Origin of the sequence: Ewingella allii (assembly GCF_044430645.1) — a bacterium.
In the GTDB taxonomy this organism is placed as follows: domain Bacteria; phylum Pseudomonadota; class Gammaproteobacteria; order Enterobacterales; family Enterobacteriaceae; genus Ewingella; species Ewingella allii.
Genome location: NZ_JAWUDN010000006.1, coordinates 88462 through 105434, shown reverse-complemented (window position 1 = coordinate 105434; position 16973 = coordinate 88462). Strand labels below are relative to the sequence as shown.

Below are 16973 nucleotides of genomic sequence, written 5' to 3'. Positions count from 1 at the left end.
CTCCGACGTTGATCGATTTACGCAGTGATACAGTGACTCGCCCGAGCGAAGCAATGCGTCAGGCTATGGCTCATGCAGAAGTGGGCGACGATGTGTACGGGGATGACCCGACGGTTAATGCATTGCAAGAACTGGCCGCCAGGCTGACCGGCAAAGAAGCCGCGCTGTTTATGCCGACCGGCACTCAGGCCAATTTGGTGGCTCTGCTGACCCACTGTCAGCGTGGCGACGAGTACATTGTCGGCCAAAAAGCCCACAACTATATGTATGAAGCCGGTGGTGCCGCCGTCCTCGGCAGTATCCAGCCCCAGCCGCTGGAGATGGACGCCGATGGCTCCATTCCTCTCGACAAAGTGGCTGCCGCCATCAAGCCGGACGACATTCACTTCGCGCGGACTCGTCTGTTGAGTCTGGAAAATACCCACAGCGGCAAGGTACTGCCACTGGATTACCTGCAAAAAGCCTTTGAATTTACCCGCGAAAAAGGGCTGTCGCTGCACATTGACGGCGCACGCATCATGAATGCCAGCGTCGCGCTGAACGTGCCGCTGATCGAGATAACCCAGTATTGCGACACCCTGACCATCTGCCTGTCGAAAGGTCTGGGGACGCCGGTTGGCTCGGTGCTGTGCGGCAGCCGCGAGTACATTACCCGCGCCAATCGCTGGCGCAAGATGACCGGCGGCGGCTGGCGTCAGGCGGGCATTCTGGCAGCCGCGGGGATTTATGCGTTAGAAAACAACGTTGAACGCCTAAGAGAAGACCACGACAACGCGGTCTGGCTTGAGCAGCAACTGCGGGCGATTGGCGTGGAAATCGCCGCGCCGGGCGCGCAGACCAACATTCTGTACATCAAGCAATCTGCCGAGTTGGCCGCCAAACTTGGCCCGTGGATGCGCGAGCGCGGGGTGATCCTCAGCGCCGGTCCGCTGACTCGTCTGATCACACATATCGACATTAGTCGGGCTGATCTGCAAAAAGTCGTGTCTCTGTGGCAAGACTTCCTGCAACATCACGCCAAGTAAGCTTTGCGATGAATAAACAAAGCGGCTTAAGCGCCGCTTTTTTATCATCGATTTTTTCCTCAATGAGCGAAATGGATGATGCCAGTGTCAATACCAACCACAAGGGTCGTGGTGCTTGGGGCCAGCGGTTACATCGGCCAGCATCTGACCTCACATCTTAGCCAGCAGGGCTATCAGGTCACTGCGGCAGCAAGGCGCGTCGAGTGGCTACAGCAGCAGAAATGGCCCAATGTGCGCTGCTGCTTCGCGGATGTGTATAACAGCAAAAGTTTGAAAGAAGCGTTCGCAGGTGCCGACGTGCTGGTCTATCTGGTTCACTCCATGAGCGAGGATGACGACCTGCTGGAGAAAGAGCGACAGGCGGCGCAGAACACCCTGCTGGCGCTGAAAGAGTCCTCCATCAAACACATTGTCTATCTCGGCTCGATGCAGCCGCAAGCCAGCCACTCCGCCCATCTGCAAGCGCGAAAACTCACCGGCGACCTGCTGCGACGTGGTGATATTCCGGTGACGGAACTGCGCGCGGGCATTGTGATCGGCGCAGGCTCTGCCGCCTTCGAAGTGATGCGCGACATGGTCTACAACTTGCCAATCCTCACGCCGCCGCGCTGGGTGCGCTCGAAATCATCCCCGCTGGCGCTGGAAAACTTGCTGAATTATCTCAGCGGGCTGATTGCCCTTCCCCCGCAGTCACATCGCCATTTCGACGCGGGCGGCCCGGAATATATGAGTTACCAGACGCTGTTTGAACGCTTTATCGCCATCAGTGGTAAACGCCGCTGGCTGCTGCCGTTACCTCTGCCTACGTCGCTGATTTCAGTCTACTTCCTCAGCCTAATTACCTCGGTGCCGACGCCGCTGGCGAAGGCGCTGATTCAGGGGCTGAAACATGATTTACCCGCCGATAGCGCGGCGCTGCGCCAGCTTATTCCGCAGAAACTCATCACGGTAAACGAGTCGATTCGCGCTACGCTGGCGCAGGAAGAGCAGCAGGTGCTCGACTCCTCCGACTGGCATTACGACGCTGACGCCCGCGCCCGCTGGCGTCCGGGTTACGGCTACTACCCGAAGCAGGCCGGATTTAAGCTGGAGACCACGGCATCCAAAGCCGCGCTGTGGCAGGTTATTCAGCAATTAGGCGGCAAAGAAGGCTATTTCTACGCCAACAAACTGTGGCGGCTGCGCGCCAGAATCGATGATTTGCTCGGTGGGCGCGTGAAGTATGGCCGCCCGGAACGCCCGCAGCTGCGGCTGGGTGACAAGATTGACGGTTGGAAAGTGATTGGGCTGCAACCCCAGCGCGAACTGTCGCTGCTGTTTGGCATGAAAGCGCCGGGGCTGGGGCGGCTCACCTTCACCATTACCGATCACGGCGACAGCCGCAGCATCGACGTCCGGGCATGGTGGCACCCGGCGGGCTTTAGCGGTTTGCTCTACTGGTTCAGCATGATGCCCGCTCATCAGTTTATTTTTCGTGGCATGGCGAAGCGCATTGCCAGCCTCGCTCGGCAAAAAGATCGCTGCGGCCTGTGACGCGGATTATTTCCCGCGCAGTCGCACCGGCTGGCGTCACGCTTTCCGCCTTTCCGATTGCAAGTAGCACAATTTCACGAAAGAATGGCACCCTTATTGCTCATGGGTATTGGATTGAACCTCAGCCCCGTAAAAAAGCGTTGGAATTGACCTATTTATGAAAGTACTCGTGACAGGCGCCAGCAGCGGTCTTGGCCGCAATGCCGTAGAATTTCTGCGTAACAAAGGCATTAGCGTCAGGGCGACGGGGCGTAACGCTGCAATGGGCTCGCTGTTGCAAAAAATGGGCGCGGAGTTCGTCCACGCGGACCTCACCAGCCTGGTCTCATCGCAGGCCAAAGTGCTGCTGGCGGATGTGGACACCCTGTGGCACTGCTCGGGGATGATTTCCCCATGGGGCAGCGAGCAGGAGTTCGAACTGGCCAACGTGCGCGCCACGCGCCGCCTCGGTGAGTGGGCCACGGCCTACGGTGTCGAAAACTTCGTCCACCTCTCTTCGCCCGCGATCTACTTCGACTTCCACCATCATCGCAATATAAAAGAAGATTTTCGCCCCAACCGTTTTGCTAACTCCTTTGCGCGCAGCAAGGCAGCGGCCGAACAGGTGATCACCACGCTGGCGCTGTCCAATCCACAGACTCACTTCACGATTTTACGCCCGCAGGGGGTGTTTGGGCCGCACGACAATGTGCTGCTGCCGCGCCTGCTGCAAATGTTGAAATACGGCGGGACGCTGATGCTGCCGCGCGGTGGTGAAGCGCTGGTCGACATGACTTATGTGGAAAACGCCGTGCACGCCATGTGGCTGGCGACGCAGACCCAAAAGACCGAATCCGGCCGCGCCTTCAACATCACCAACCAGCAGCCACGACCGCTGCGAACCATGGTGGAGCATTTGATGGACGCGCTGGAGATGAATTACCGCATTCGCTCGGTGCCCTATCCGCTACTGGACATGATGGCGCGCGGCATGGAGAAGATCAGCAAGAACTCGCACAAAGAGCCGGTGTTGACCCACTACAGCGTCGCCAAGCTGAATTTCGATCTCACCCTCGACACGCAGCGCGCGCAGGATGAATTGGGCTATCGCCCGGTGATCTCACTCGATCAAGGCATTATCCGCACCGCCAACTGGCTGCGCGACCACGGCCGTCTGCAAGGTTTGCAGGGCATCGGTAATAAGCGCGACTAACCCCATACTTCTTAATTTCCTGCCGGGTATTGCTGTAACAGCGCGCTGATAATGGCGTCAGATTCAGCATCGGCCTCGCCGCGATAATCCGCCGGGCGAAAATGCATCTGGAAAGCGGCAATCACCCGCCGCTGCTGGGCTTGGTTCATGTCTGGCGTCACCGGATAGCCGTATTGCTGAAGCTTCGCCAGCAAGTCGGTTTTATCCACTGCCTGATGCGGATCGCGCCCCGCCAGATTATCCCTGACTCGCTGGGCGTCGGGCCACGCGCCTATGCCGCGTTTGGCCAGTTCATGCCACGGAAACAGCGGCCCCGGATCGTCTTTGCGCAGCGGTGCGATGTCGCTATGGCCCACCACGTTGCGCGGCTCAATCTGGTAACGCTGGATAATTTGCTGGCTGAGATCGGCGAGCAGGTCAATCTGCGCGGGCGGGAATGGGTAGAAATGCTTGCCGAGCAGATGGCGGCTGTAGCCCTTGTTTTCCAGCTCAATGCCAATAGAGGTGTCATTGAGATTAGTGCGCCCGCGCCAGCCGCTGGCCCCGGCGTGCCAGGCGCGCTGCGACTCTGGCACCAGTTGCCACGCCACGGGTTTGCCGTTTTCCACCGGCGGGTGCGCCGGAATTAAATAATGTGCGCTGACGTGCTCATCAGTAAGCGTATTTAATGCGTTGTGGAAATCTTCGGCGGTGTAATGGATCACCAGAAAACGCACGCGCTGGTCTGCGCCCTGCGCCTGTCGCTGGTTTTCTAGCCGATAGGGTAAATTCTGCTCGGAAGACGGCGAGGTTTGGCAGCCCGTCAGCAGCATTATGGCGGCAATCATCGCTCCGCCGTTGCGCCATAACGCCTTCATAAGCAGAATTCAAAGGAAGCAGTGAGGAAATGTTGCATAAGTATTCCTTATTAGTTTTCGTCCGTTTGCCAGCCAGTCATCAGCCAATGCCTTGAGTATAGCTTATGAGCTAAGGTTGATTTCGCACCGCACCGTGCATCAATCCAAATCGGTTTTATACTGTATGCTAAAGAAAGTCATGGTGAAAACGTTCAATCTTTCAGTAAGGAATACGATGAAATATAAAACACTTGCCGCCGCGATCCCCCTGGTGCTGACCCTCAGCGCATGTACTACGGTTGAACCGGCTTTTAAGGATATTGGCAGTCGCACTGCGCCCTGCGTTGATGGAGGCCCAGACACCGTCGCGCAGAAATTCTATGATTTACGCATTAAAAATGGCGGTTCTGGCCTGCCGAATAGCAGCCAGCTGGCGCAATACCGCCCTTACCTGAGCACCGGCCTGTATAACGCGCTGCTCAAGGCACAGTCTGAACGTAAAGTAGATATCGCCGCCACGCCGAATGAAAAACAGGGTGCCAGCGACGGCGACGTGTTCTCCAGCCTGTTCGACGGCCCGACTTCGGCCTGGGTTGATGACGCCTCCACTATTCCGAATACCGACGCCCGCAACATCCCGCTGCGCGTGACCATGACCCACGCCAAAGACAACGGCGCGAATTCAACCTGGAAAGATGAAGTGTTGATGGTGCGCGAAGGCCAATGCTGGGCCGTCGACGACGTGCGCTACATGGCAGACCTCGACTTCGCCTCCAGCGGCACGCTGCGTCAGGTTCTGGAAAATCAATAATCGCGATGAGTAGCTCCCCTAAATCATTCGAGTTGGATCAAGCCGGCAACTGAGCGAATCCCCGGGAGCTTACTCCAGTAAGTGACCGAGGTGAGTGAAGGCAGCCAACGCAGAAACGGCTTGAAGGATGAAGGGGAGACAATATGATGTGCTATGGTTTACTACTAAAGCACCTCACTCATAAATTTTAAGCCGCGATCGTTGCATAACTATGCTACAGAAGTTAACATCCGCGGCATCAATGGCTATTCACTATTTGCGCATGAGTATTCAACTAAATAACATCAACTGCTTCTACGGCGCACATCAGGCGTTGTTCGACATTCAGCTCGACTGCCCAGCCGGAGAAACCCTCGTGTTGCTCGGGCCAAGCGGTGCCGGGAAAAGTTCTCTTCTGCGCGTGTTAAACCTGCTGGAAATGCCGCGTTCAGGCACGTTGCAGATAGCCGGGAACACCTTCGATTTCACCAAAAAACCTGACGAAAAGGCGGTGCGTGAACTGCGCCAAAACGTCGGGATGGTTTTCCAACAATATAACTTATGGCCGCACCGCACGGTGCTCGACAACCTGCTTGAAGCGCCAATCCGCGTATTGGGTTTAAGCAAAGATGTCGCCATGAAGCGGGCAGAAAAGCTGCTGACCCGCCTGCGCCTGACTGACTACGCGTCGCGCTTCCCTCTGCATCTTTCCGGTGGCCAACAGCAGCGCGTCGCCATTGCCCGCGCCCTGATGATGGAGCCGCAGGTGCTGCTGTTTGATGAGCCGACCGCCGCGCTGGATCCAGAAATCACCGCGCAAATCGTCAGCATTATTCGCGAACTGGCCGGTACCGGCATTACTCAGGTTATCGTGACCCACGAAGTGGAAGTTGCGCGTAAAACCGCCAGCCGCGTGGTTTACATGGAAAACGGTCGCGTCGTTGAACAAGGCGATGCCACCTGCTTTACCCAGCCGCAAACCAAAGAGTTTGCCAGCTATCTGTCTCATTGATGTTTACTACGGAGTTTGCGATGAAAAAATTATTAATTGCTGCTGTTTTGGCGAGCGTCACTCTGTCTGCCAGCGCAGCTGAAAACATTCGTTTCGCGATGGAAGCCTCTTATCCTCCGTTTGAATTTGTGGACTCCGGCAACAAGATTCAGGGCTTTGACGTTGACCTGGCGAATGCCGTCTGTAAAGAGATTCAGGCTAACTGTACTTTCACCAATCAGGCGTTCGACAGCCTGATCCCAAGCCTGAAGTTCCGCCGTTTTGACGCGGTAATCTCCGGCATGGACATTACGCCAGACCGCGAAAAGCAGGTCGCCTTCTCCACGCCTTACTATGAAAACTCCGCGCTGTTCATCGCTGAGAAAGGTAAGTTCGCTGACCTCGCCGCGCTGAAAGGCAAACGCGTTGGGATGCAAAACGGCAGTACCCACCAGAAATACCTGATGGAAAAACATCCTGAGATCACCGCCGTGCCTTACGACAGCTATCAGAACGCCGTACTGGATCTGAAAAATGGCCGTCTTGACGCCGTATTCGGTGACACCGCCGTGGTGAACGAGTGGCTGAAACAGAACCCTAACCTCTCATCCGTCGGCGACAAAATCACCGATAAAGACTACTTCGGCGTGGGTCTGGGCATTGCTGTTCGCCAGAACAACACCGAGTTGCTGAAAAAACTGAATGACGGACTGGCAAAAGTGAAGGCTGACGGCACTTACCAGACTCTGTATTCAAAATGGTTCCAACAGTAAGTTTTGCCATCAATGACTGAACTTCTACCTCTCGCAAGCGCCGCCGGGATGACCGTCGGCCTTGCCGTTTGTGCGCTGGTCCTCGGCCTGTTTTTGGCGATGATTTTTGCGGTGTGGGAATCTGCGCCGTGGAAACCCGTCAGCTGGCTGGGTACGGCGTGGGTGACGATTCTGCGCGGCCTGCCGGAAATTCTGGTGGTGCTGTTTATCTATTTCGGCTCTTCGCAGCTATTAGTGGTGCTGGCCGACGGCTTCAACATCAATTTGGGCCTGTTCCAGATCCCGGTGAAGTTGCCGATTGATAATTTCGAAGTCAGCCCCTTCGTCTGCGGCGTCATCGCCCTTTCCCTGCTCTATTCGGCCTATGCTTCGCAGACCCTGCGCGGCGCGCTGAAAGCCGTGCCGCAAGGCCAGTGGGAATCAGGACAAGTGCTGGGCATGAAGAAAACAGCAATTTTCTTCCGCTTAATCATGCCTCAAATGTGGCGTCACGCCCTGCCGGGCTTGAGCAACCAGTGGCTGGTGCTGTTGAAAGATACCGCGCTGGTGTCGCTGATTAGCGTCAACGACCTGATGCTGCAAACCAAGAGCATCGCGACCCGCACTCAAGAACCTTTCACTTGGTACATGATTGCCGCCGCAATTTATCTGTTAGTTACCCTGTTCAGCCAGTTTGTCATCAAACGCATCGAACTCCGTACCACGCGCTTTGAACGGAGTGCTTCCTGATGTGGGATTACTTACCCGAAGTTGTCAAAGGGCTGCACACCAGCCTGACGCTGACCATTGCGGCGCTGATCGTCGCGCTGCTGCTGGCGCTGATTTTTACCGTGGTGCTGACACTCAAAGTGCCGGTACTCAGCCAAATAGTGAAAGGTTACATCACGCTGTTCACCGGCACGCCGCTGCTGGTGCAGATCTTCCTTATCTATTACGGGCCGGGCCAGTTCCCCTCGATTCGCGAAATCCCTTGGTTGTGGGACTTGCTGTCACAGCCTTGGCTTTGTGCGATGTTTGCGCTGGCGCTGAACAGCGCGGCTTACACTACCCAGCTGTTTGCCGGTGCCATGCGCGCTATTCCGTCGGGTCAGTGGCAATCTTGCGAAGCACTGGGCATGTCGAAGAAACAGTCGCTGCGCATTCTGCTGCCGTTTGCTTTTAAACGCGCCCTGTCGTCCTATTCGAACGAAGTGGTGTTGGTGTTTAAAAGTACGTCGCTGGCGTACACTATTACCTTGATGGACGTGATGGGCCACAGCCAATTAATGTATGGCCGAACCTATGATGTGATGGTGTTTGGCGCGGCAGGTCTGGTTTATCTGTGTGTTAACGGCCTGCTGACGCTGATGATGCGCCTGATCGAGCGCCGCGCGCTGGCGTTTGAACGCCGCAACTAAACTGCACGGCAAGCTCTGCCTTGATTGAAAAGCGACCTGCGGGTCGCTTTTTTTATGCCGAATGCAATGCAATTCCTCGTGGGCATAGCTGAAACTTGCGAGATATCTCGCATTACTGCAACAACATCACCTCATTTCATAAAAATAGTGACAAAAGTCACACAATATTCTCCAAAAGACTCATAGAATGATTTCCCGTAAATCCTGAAGGATCACACCCATGCATTCTCGTTTCCTCGACGCATTCGCCACACTGCCCGCCACTCTTCAGACCGCACTCGAACCGTTGCTCAGCCGTGACGACTTCCCGGCCATGTTGACAGCCGATCAGGTCGCGAACGTCAAAGCGCAGACGGGCTTGGATGATGATGCACTGGCGTTTACACTGCTGCCGCTGGCCGCCGCCTGCTCCCTGACGCCTATCTCCCATTTCCACGTGGGTGCCGTAGCGCGAGGTGTTTCTGGCAACCTGTACTTCGGTGCCAATATGGAGTTCAGTGGCGCTTCCATGCAGCAAACCGTGCACGCGGAGCAGTCTGCGGTGACGCACGCCTGGTTACGCGGAGAGGCCAAACTGGCGTCAATCACCGTCAACTACACACCGTGCGGCCACTGCCGTCAGTTTATGAATGAGCTGAACAGCGGCACTGAGTTGAATATCCATCTGCCGGACCGCGATGTCGCCACGCTGGGCGACTACCTGCCCTACTCCTTCGGCCCGAAAGACTTGGATATCACCACGCTGCTGATGGACAAGGTCAATCACGGTTATCAGATTGCCGAGCAAGATGCCCTGAGCCAACAGGCTTTAGATGCGTGTAACCAGAGCCATGCACCTTATAGCCAGTCACACAGCGGCGTCGCGCTGGAAACCGAAACTGGCAAAATTTTCGCCGGGCGCTACGCGGAGAACGCCGCATTTAACCCGAGCCTGCCGCCGCTGCAAGGGGCGCTGATTTTGCTGAATCTGTCCGGTGAAGACTGCCTGAAAATCCGCCGTGCGGTGATCGTCGAACGCCACCAGCCGCTGGTCAGCCAGCTCGATGCCACCCGCGCCACCCTCGCCGCGTTGGGCTGCCAGCAATTAACGGCAATTACGCTGTAAATTGTTATTTGTTCCCCCGACGGCAGGGATTAAACCCAGCCTCTGTCGTCGGAAATCACTTTTTTTAGTTACCTAATTCCCTTTCCCCGTCTGGCATTTGAAATAGTTATTTTCCGTTGTTACCCTTCTGTGCAGAAATAGGACACAAATCACATTTCCTCTGCCTTTCGTCATAGGCTGATAACAAATACTGTACATATTTACTTTATCTTTTAGGATCAGCTCCCTGAGATAGTAAATAATAAGAAAACAGCAACCCGCTCCGATAGCCGAAGAGTAAAATCAATGGAACTTGAATACGAGAGTAAACGCCCGCTGTATATTCCACATGCTGGCCCAATCCTGCTTGAATTCCCGCTGCTGAATAAAGGTAGTGCCTTCACAGAAGAAGAACGTAACAACTTTAACTTGCATGGACTGCTGCCGGAAGCCGTTGAAACCATAGAAGAACAAGCCGAACGTGCTTACCGCCAGTTTCAAGACTTCAAAAGCGATATCGATAAACACATTTATCTGCGCAACATTCAGGACACCAACGAAACCCTGTTTTACCGCCTGATTGATTCCCACCTCAGTGAAATGATGCCAGTGATTTACACCCCAACCGTTGGCGAAGCCTGCGAGCATTTCTCTGATATCTACCGTCGCGCCCGCGGCCTGTTTATCTCCTACCCGAACCGCGCTCACATCGACGATATGTTGCAGAACGCCACCAAACAGCACGTAAAAGTGGTAGTAGTGACTGACGGCGAACGCATTTTGGGCCTTGGCGATCAGGGCATCGGCGGCATGGGTATTCCAATCGGTAAACTCTCACTGTACACCGCCTGTGGCGGTATCAGCCCGGCTTACACCCTGCCGGTGGTTCTCGACGTGGGCACCAACAACCCGCAGTTGCTGAACGATCCGCTGTACATGGGCTGGCGTCATCCGCGCATCACCGGTGACGAGTACTACGAATTCGTTAACATGTTCATCGAAGCCGTAAAAGTGCGCTGGCCGAACGTGCTGTTGCAGTTCGAAGACTTCGCGCAGAAAAACGCCATGCCGCTGCTGACGCGCTACCGCGACGAGCTTTGCTGCTTCAATGATGACATTCAGGGCACCGCGTCCGTAACTCTGGGCAGCCTGATTGCCGCCAGTAAAGCCGCGGGCTGCCGCCTGCGCGACCAGACCGTCACCTTCTTGGGTGCAGGTTCTGCCGGTTGTGGTATCGCCGAGCAGATCATCGCCGGTATGAAAGCCGAAGGCCTGAGCGACGAAGAAGCCCGTGCGCGCATCTTCATGGTTGACCGTTTCGGCCTGCTGACCGACAAACTGCCAAACCTGTTAGATTTCCAGAGCAAGCTGACGCAAAAAAGCGCCGACCTCTCCGGTTGGGGCTTGGATAACGACAGCATCTCCCTGCTGGACGTGGTTCGCCATGCAAAACCTACCGTGCTGATTGGCGTTTCCGGCCAGCCTGGTTTGTTCACCGAAGAGCTTATCCGCGAAATGCACAAGCACTGCGAGCGCCCAATCGTGATGCCACTCAGCAACCCGACCTCTCGCGTGGAAGCCCAGCCGGTGGATATCATCACCTGGACCGACGGCAACGCGCTGGTCGCGACCGGCAGCCCGTTCTCTCCAGTGACCTACAAAGAGACTGTCTACCCGATTGCCCAGTGCAACAACTCCTACATCTTCCCTGGCATCGGCCTGGGCGTCGTGGCATCGGGTGCAACCCGCGTGACTGACGAGATGCTGATGGCCGCCAGCCGCGCGTTGGCAGAGTGTTCGCCGCTGGCGACGGATGGCGTGGGCTCCCTGCTGCCAGACGTCAATGACATTCAGGGCGTGTCTAAGTGCATCGCCATGGAAGTGGGTAAAGCCGCGCAGTTGCAAGGTGTGGCGATGGTGACCTCTGAAGATGCGCTGTCAAAAGCCATTGAGCATAACTTCTGGTCACCGCAGTACCGCGATTACAAACGCACGTCGTTCTAATCCTCGCGGACTCACGCTAGAGATCATCGGGCCAGGCAGCTTCTGCACTGGCCCTTTTTTATGCCGTTTTACACCAAAATTGGAATACAGCTTCCACAGCACGAAGTAATTACACCAATGTTGCTGAAATATTCCGCGAAGCCCCGAGATACGGAGCCGTGCTTATTGCATGGTTTCGATAGGTCAAGTAGCCTTGAATTCCTGATTTCCAGCAGCGACTCAGGGAAGCGAGAGAGCATAGCGTTAGCCGCTAAGGCCGCTGCAACCTGAAGGATGACGAGTTTATGATTAAGCGACTGATAGTAGGCTTCATCAGCATCATAGTATTGATGTTGGTTGTCGCTATTGGGCTTGACCGGTGGATCAGCTGGAAAACCAAAGATTATGTCTATGACGAAGTGCAAGAGTTGCCGCATCGTCAGGTCGGCGTGGTGCTCGGCACGGCCAAGTATTACCGCACCGGCGTCCCCAATCAGTACTATCTCTACCGCATTCAGGGTGCCATCAATGCCTATAACAGCGGCAAAGTAAAATACCTGCTGTTAAGTGGCGACAATGCTCAGCAAAGCTATAACGAGCCAATGACCATGCGCCGTGACCTGATGGCAGCGGGCATTCCGGCCAGCGATATCGTGCTCGACTACGCCGGATTCCGCACGCTGGACTCTATCGTGCGCACCCGCAAGGTGTTCGACACTAATGATTTCCTGATCATCACCCAGCGTTTCCACTGCGAGCGCGCCCTGTATATTGCGCTGCACATGGGGATTCAGGCCCAGTGCTTCGCCGTGCCGTCGCCGAAAGACATCATGACCGTTCGCGTGCGTGAAATCTTCGCCCGCCTTGGCGCGCTGACTGACCTGTATATCCTTAAACGCGAGCCGCGCTTCCTCGGCCCGCTGATCCCGATCCCCGCCGTCCATCACATCCCGGATGACGCGCAGGGCTACCCGGCCGTAACGCCTGAGCAGCTGCTGGTACTGCAACAGAAATTGGCCGATGAGAGGAAAGCGGCGGAAGAGAAAGCCGCCCAGCTTAAAGCAGCCGCAGAGAAAGCCGCGGCGGACAAAGCGGCGGCCGATGAAGCCGCCAGACTCAAAGCCGAGCAAGAAGCTAACGATGCCGAGGAACAGAGTGTGGATGGCGACGCACCTCCACCACCGCCTTCGCGGCCAATGGTGCCGGGCCGCAACCCGTTCTCGCAGTCACGGGAATCTCATTGACTATTAAACAACAAGGGCGCCGAAGCGCCCTTGTTAGTACTACTGATTTATTTACTGCTGATTTTTTAGTTGTTGGTTCTTCCTGCTCCCCACTCTTATTTCTTCTTGGCGTACTTCAGTGAATCCAGCGCCACCGCGAAGATAATAATCGAACCTTTGATAATGTACTGCCAGTACGGGTTCACCCCGATGTAGGTCAGGCCGTAGTTGATCACGGTGAAGATAAGCACCCCCGTCACCACGCCCGCCACTGACCCTACACCACCGGCGAAGGATACCCCGCCCACCACGCAGGCCGCGATGGCATCCAGCTCATACATAAAGCCGAGGTTGTTGGTAGCACTGCCGATACGCCCGGCTTCCAGCAAGCCGCCGAAGGCGTAGAACACGCCGGACAGCGCGTAAATCATGATCAGGTTTAACGGCACGTTTACGCCGGAAACCTTGGCTGCTTCTGGGTTGCCGCCGATAGCAAAGATGTTTTTACCGAAGCGAGTTTTGTTCCACAGGATCCAAACGAAGCCAATGGCAATCAACGCGTAGAAGGTAATGTAGGAGATCTTCAGGCCGCCCAGCTGAATAAAGCCCTGCGCAAAGCTGGAGAATCCTGGGTCAAACCCTGCCACCGGCGAGGAGCCCACGTAGTCGTAATACAGTGAGTTAATACCGTAAACGATAATCATGGTGCCTAAGGTGGTGATAAATGGCGTCACGTTGAGGTAGGCGATGATAATACCGTTCACCAAACCAATCAGCGCGCCAATCACGCACACGGTCAGAATAACCACTGGAATAGGCACAACTTCAAGATGCGGGAACACCTTGTTGACGTTATCCATTGCCTGCAACAGAGTTGCCGCGACCACCGCCGCCAAACCGACCTGACGACCCGCTGACAGGTCAGTGCCCTGAGTCACAATCAGCCCTGCCACGCCGAGGGCGATAATTACGCGTACTGAAGACTGAGTTAAAATATTACTCAAGTTGACCAGGCTGAGGAAGGTCGGGTCCTGAATAATGATAATTGCCAGTAACACCAGCAACACAACGTAAATCCCGCCCTCTTTTAAATAAGTGAGCATACTTTTCTTATTTAATGCTTTCATAATAAGAACCCTTAAAAATTAGAGGTGCAAGGATGCAAGGCGTAGAATTTCATTCTGCGAAGTATTTTTTGTTTCAACAATACCCGCAACCTGCCCATTGCTCATAACCAATATTCTGTCTGTAATTCCCAATAGCTCTGGCATTTCAGAGGAGATAATAATGATCCCCTTCTCTTTTTTCGCCAGCTCGGTAATTAACTGGTAAATTTCAAACTTGGCCCCGACGTCAATACCGCGCGTAGGTTCATCAAGCATTAATATTTCCGGCTGTGTTAATAACCAGCGCCCAATAATAACTTTCTGCTGATTGCCCCCGGACAGCGAACCAATACTGGTGCGATGCCCCGGCGTTTTCACCCGCATGGAGTCGATAACCCACTGGGTATCGCTTTTCATTCGGTTGACGTCCAACAGGCCAATCTTGTTTTTGTAATTACGAATATTTGAAATCAGTGAGTTAAAACCGATATCGAGATAAGCATAAATACCGGTGGAACGGCGCTCTTCAGTCACCAAAGCAAAACCGTGATTAATGGCTTCGTTGGCGCTGTGATTATTAATTTTCTTACCATGCAGCTTGATGGTTCCGGCGACTTTTTCGCGAATACCAAACAGGGTTTCGACGATATCAGTACGCTTCGCCCCCACCAGACCTGCAATGCCCAGAATCTCACCTTTGTGCAAATCAAAGGAGATATCGCGGATTGAAGGCTGGCGCAGCGAGGTCAGGTTGCGGACTTCCAGAATGACCTCTCCCGGCACATTCTGACGGTCAGGGAAACGCTGGCTCAGCGAACGCCCCACCATCATGGAGATGATTTTATCCATGTCGAGACCTTCCAGTGACTGGGTCATGATCCACTGGCCGTCGCGCAAAATGGTTATTTCGTCACACAGTTGGAAAATCTCTTCCATCTTGTGAGAGATGTAGACGATGCCGCAGCCACGGTCTTTCAGCTTGCGGATAATGGTGAAGAGATGGTTCACCTCTTTCTCAGTCAGAGACGAGGTTGGCTCATCCATAATCACGATTTTCGCGTTATAGGAGAAAGCCTTAGCAATCTCAATCATCTGCATCTGGGACACAGAAAGCTTGGCGACTTTCTCACGCGGGTCGATATCAATATCTAGCTCATCGAAGATAGCCTGCGTGTCTTTGAGCATTTTGTCCTGGTCAACGAAGAAGCCTTTGGTTGGGTAACGCCCCAGCCACATGTTGTCCATGACCGTGCGCTGCAACACCAGATTTAACTCTTGGTGAACCATCGACACGCCCTGCTCAAGCGCCTCTTTAGAGCTTTTGAAATTAACTTCCTGACCCTGGAAAAGAATGGTGCCGGAATCTTTGCTGTAGATGCCAAAAAGACATTTCAATAAGGTGGATTTACCCGCCCCATTCTCGCCCATCAGCGCGTGAATAGAGTGCGGTCGAACTTTCAAATTCACATTATCTAATGCCTTAACGCCGGGAAATGATTTATTAACATTGCTCATTTCCAGCAGAAACTCACGCGGCTGGGGAGCCACAGCGTCAGTCTGCGTGATGTCAGGCTTTGGAATATCGGCCATAATTATACCTGGCTAAATATTAAGAGAAACTGATTATATTAATACCTGACGTCATGAATACCGCCGGTCAGTAATAGACCGGCGGTATAAAGACATCACTTCCTGTTATGCAGGTATTAACGTGATATTACTTCACTGCTAATTAATGCCACTGCTTAGCTATATATTTAGCTATTTACTCGTCTGTCCGTAATCTTTGGATTATTTAGTAAAGTCAGCCAAGTTAGATTGGTCTACGGCTACGTAAGGAATACGTACCACTTTGTTTTCAACTTTCCATTTAGTGCCGTCGGCGGCTGGTTTGCCGTCAGCCAAGTTCTTCGCCAGATCGAATGTCGCCTGAGCCTGATTCTTAGCATCGTTCAGCACGGTACCGGCCATTGCGCCTGATTTCACCAGAGCCAGAGCTTCTGGCAAGGCGTCAACGCCGAATACAGGAATGCTGGTTTTGTTGTGAGCTTTCAGCGCTTCTACAGCACCCATTGCCATGGCATCGTTGTTGGCGATAACCACTTCGATTTTGTTAGCGTTCGGGCCAGATAACCACGCGTCCATCTTGTCTTTAGCCTGAGCGGTATCCCACATTGCGGTGTCGAGCTGCAATTGTTGAGTTTTCAGACCTTCTTTATCATTCAGGGTGCTCACCACATATTTGGTGCGCGCTTCTGCGTCAGGGTGGCCCGGCTCGCCTTTCAGCAGCACGTATTGGATCACGCCGTCTTTGTTCAGGTCCCAAGCCGGAGTCGCTTTCCAGTGTTTAGCAATCAACTCGCCCTGAATCACGCCAGACTCTTTAGAATCAGTACCGACATAATAGGCTTTGTCGTAGCTGTCCAAATCTTTACGTGATGGCTCTTTGTTGTAGAACACCACCGGGATGCCAGCACCTTTGGCTTTAGCAATGATCACCGGAGCCGCGGCTGGGTCAACCAAGTTGATAGCCAGCGCTTTCACGCCTTTTGCTACCATGACGTCAACCTGATCGTTTTGCGTGGATTGACTGTTTTGTGAGTCATTCATCAGCAACTGTACGTTTGGCGCTTTCTTCGCATCTTCCTGAATGGCTTTGCGAACTTCGGACATGAAGTTGTCATCATATTTATAAACGGTGACACCGATACGGGTATCAGCAGCATGAGCAGCAGCGCCAAACATCATGCTTGCAGCCAGAGTAGCCAGGGTGAAGACCTTCTTATTCATTTATATCTCCGGTTTTGTGTAGGGTGGTACAGAGTGTGGCACCGGTAATCCTGCGGGAGCAGTGCGTCCGCGCCTCAACAATGAAACGGTGCCTGCCTTCCTTGACGTATGACTTCCTGACTCGCTGTGAAAACCTGTCCTGTAGCAAGGACACAAAATGAATCATGTCGAAAACGAATGAATCATAATGGCGTCAATGTTAATAATCTGTGAAAGTTCTCACAGATTGAAAACGGTTACACAGCGCTAA

The 16973-nt window shown here is 54.1% G+C and carries 15 protein-coding genes; 11 read left to right on the top strand and 4 right to left on the bottom strand.

The features are described from left to right. Positions 1-8 precede the first annotated feature (8 nt). The 3 genes from ltaE (at position 9) to SBO83_RS14450 (ending at position 3750) form a co-directional block, all read left to right on the top strand. Positions 9-1025, top strand: coding sequence for a low-specificity L-threonine aldolase (ltaE, locus tag SBO83_RS14460; RefSeq protein ID WP_396131988.1), 1017 nt, complete (start codon positions 9-11; stop codon positions 1023-1025). Positions 1026-1115: 90 nt separating this feature from the next. Next, positions 1116-2558 (top strand): DUF2867 domain-containing protein, encoded by a 1443-nt coding sequence (locus SBO83_RS14455; protein WP_396132076.1) that lies wholly within the window; start codon positions 1116-1118, stop codon positions 2556-2558. 157 nt (positions 2559-2715) lie between these two features. Then, positions 2716-3750, top strand: coding sequence for an SDR family NAD(P)-dependent oxidoreductase (locus SBO83_RS14450; protein ID WP_396131987.1), 1035 nt, complete (start codon positions 2716-2718; stop codon positions 3748-3750). A gap of 11 nt (positions 3751-3761) precedes the next feature. Here the strand turns inward: SBO83_RS14450 and SBO83_RS14445 are convergent, their stop codons facing one another. Beyond that, positions 3762-4607 carry an N-acetylmuramoyl-L-alanine amidase gene (locus tag SBO83_RS14445; RefSeq protein ID WP_396131986.1) on the bottom strand — a complete coding sequence of 282 codons (846 nt, stop codon included), beginning with the start codon at positions 4605-4607 and terminating at the stop codon, positions 3762-3764. A 214-nt stretch (positions 4608-4821) separates the two neighbouring features. Here SBO83_RS14445 and SBO83_RS14440 point away from each other — a divergent pair, with 214 nt between their 5' ends. The 8 genes from SBO83_RS14440 (at position 4822) to sanA (ending at position 12848) form a co-directional block, all read left to right on the top strand. Beyond that, complete coding sequence (locus SBO83_RS14440; RefSeq protein ID WP_396131985.1) at positions 4822-5397, top strand: lipoprotein; 576 nt, start codon at positions 4822-4824, stop codon at positions 5395-5397. Positions 5398-5659: 262 nt separating this feature from the next. Next, positions 5660-6388 (top strand): arginine ABC transporter ATP-binding protein ArtP, encoded by a 729-nt coding sequence (gene artP / locus SBO83_RS14435; RefSeq protein WP_396132075.1) that lies wholly within the window; start codon positions 5660-5662, stop codon positions 6386-6388. 20 nt (positions 6389-6408) lie between these two features. Further along, positions 6409-7140: an arginine ABC transporter substrate-binding protein gene (gene artJ, locus SBO83_RS14430; RefSeq protein ID WP_353501520.1), complete on the top strand. Its 732-nt coding sequence runs from the start codon at positions 6409-6411 to the stop codon at positions 7138-7140. A 12-nt stretch (positions 7141-7152) separates the two neighbouring features. Continuing rightward, entirely contained in the window at positions 7153-7869 is a 717-nt protein-coding gene (gene artQ / locus SBO83_RS14425) for an arginine ABC transporter permease ArtQ (protein WP_353501519.1), read from the top strand. Next, positions 7869-8537, top strand: a complete 669-nt coding sequence (gene artM, locus SBO83_RS14420; protein ID WP_353501518.1) for an arginine ABC transporter permease ArtM — start codon at positions 7869-7871, stop codon at positions 8535-8537. Before artQ ends, artM begins: the two co-directional genes overlap by 1 nt. A gap of 220 nt (positions 8538-8757) precedes the next feature. Next, positions 8758-9642 (top strand): cytidine deaminase, encoded by an 885-nt coding sequence (gene cdd / locus SBO83_RS14415; RefSeq protein WP_353501517.1) that lies wholly within the window; start codon positions 8758-8760, stop codon positions 9640-9642. Between the two features lie 285 nt (positions 9643-9927). Continuing rightward, positions 9928-11625: an NAD-dependent malic enzyme gene (locus tag SBO83_RS14410; RefSeq protein WP_353501516.1), complete on the top strand. Its 1698-nt coding sequence runs from the start codon at positions 9928-9930 to the stop codon at positions 11623-11625. A 284-nt stretch (positions 11626-11909) separates the two neighbouring features. After that, on the top strand, positions 11910-12848 hold the full coding sequence (gene sanA / locus SBO83_RS14405; RefSeq protein ID WP_396131984.1) for an outer membrane permeability protein SanA: 939 nt from the start codon (positions 11910-11912) through the stop codon (positions 12846-12848). 95 nt (positions 12849-12943) lie between these two features. On the opposite strand, the gene mglC is transcribed toward sanA, so the two are convergent. The 3 genes from mglC to mglB all read right to left on the bottom strand — a co-directional run bounded on the left by mglC (position 12944) and on the right by mglB (position 16723). Continuing rightward, positions 12944-13954, bottom strand: coding sequence for a galactose/methyl galactoside ABC transporter permease MglC (gene mglC, locus SBO83_RS14400; protein ID WP_034789056.1), 1011 nt, complete (start codon positions 13952-13954; stop codon positions 12944-12946). Positions 13955-13972: 18 nt separating this feature from the next. Beyond that, on the bottom strand, positions 13973-15523 hold the full coding sequence (gene mglA, locus SBO83_RS14395; RefSeq protein ID WP_353501514.1) for a galactose/methyl galactoside ABC transporter ATP-binding protein MglA: 1551 nt from the start codon (positions 15521-15523) through the stop codon (positions 13973-13975). Between the two features lie 201 nt (positions 15524-15724). Next, positions 15725-16723, bottom strand: a complete 999-nt coding sequence (gene mglB, locus SBO83_RS14390) for a galactose/glucose ABC transporter substrate-binding protein MglB (protein ID WP_353501513.1) — start codon at positions 16721-16723, stop codon at positions 15725-15727. Positions 16724-16973: the final 250 nt, after the last annotated feature.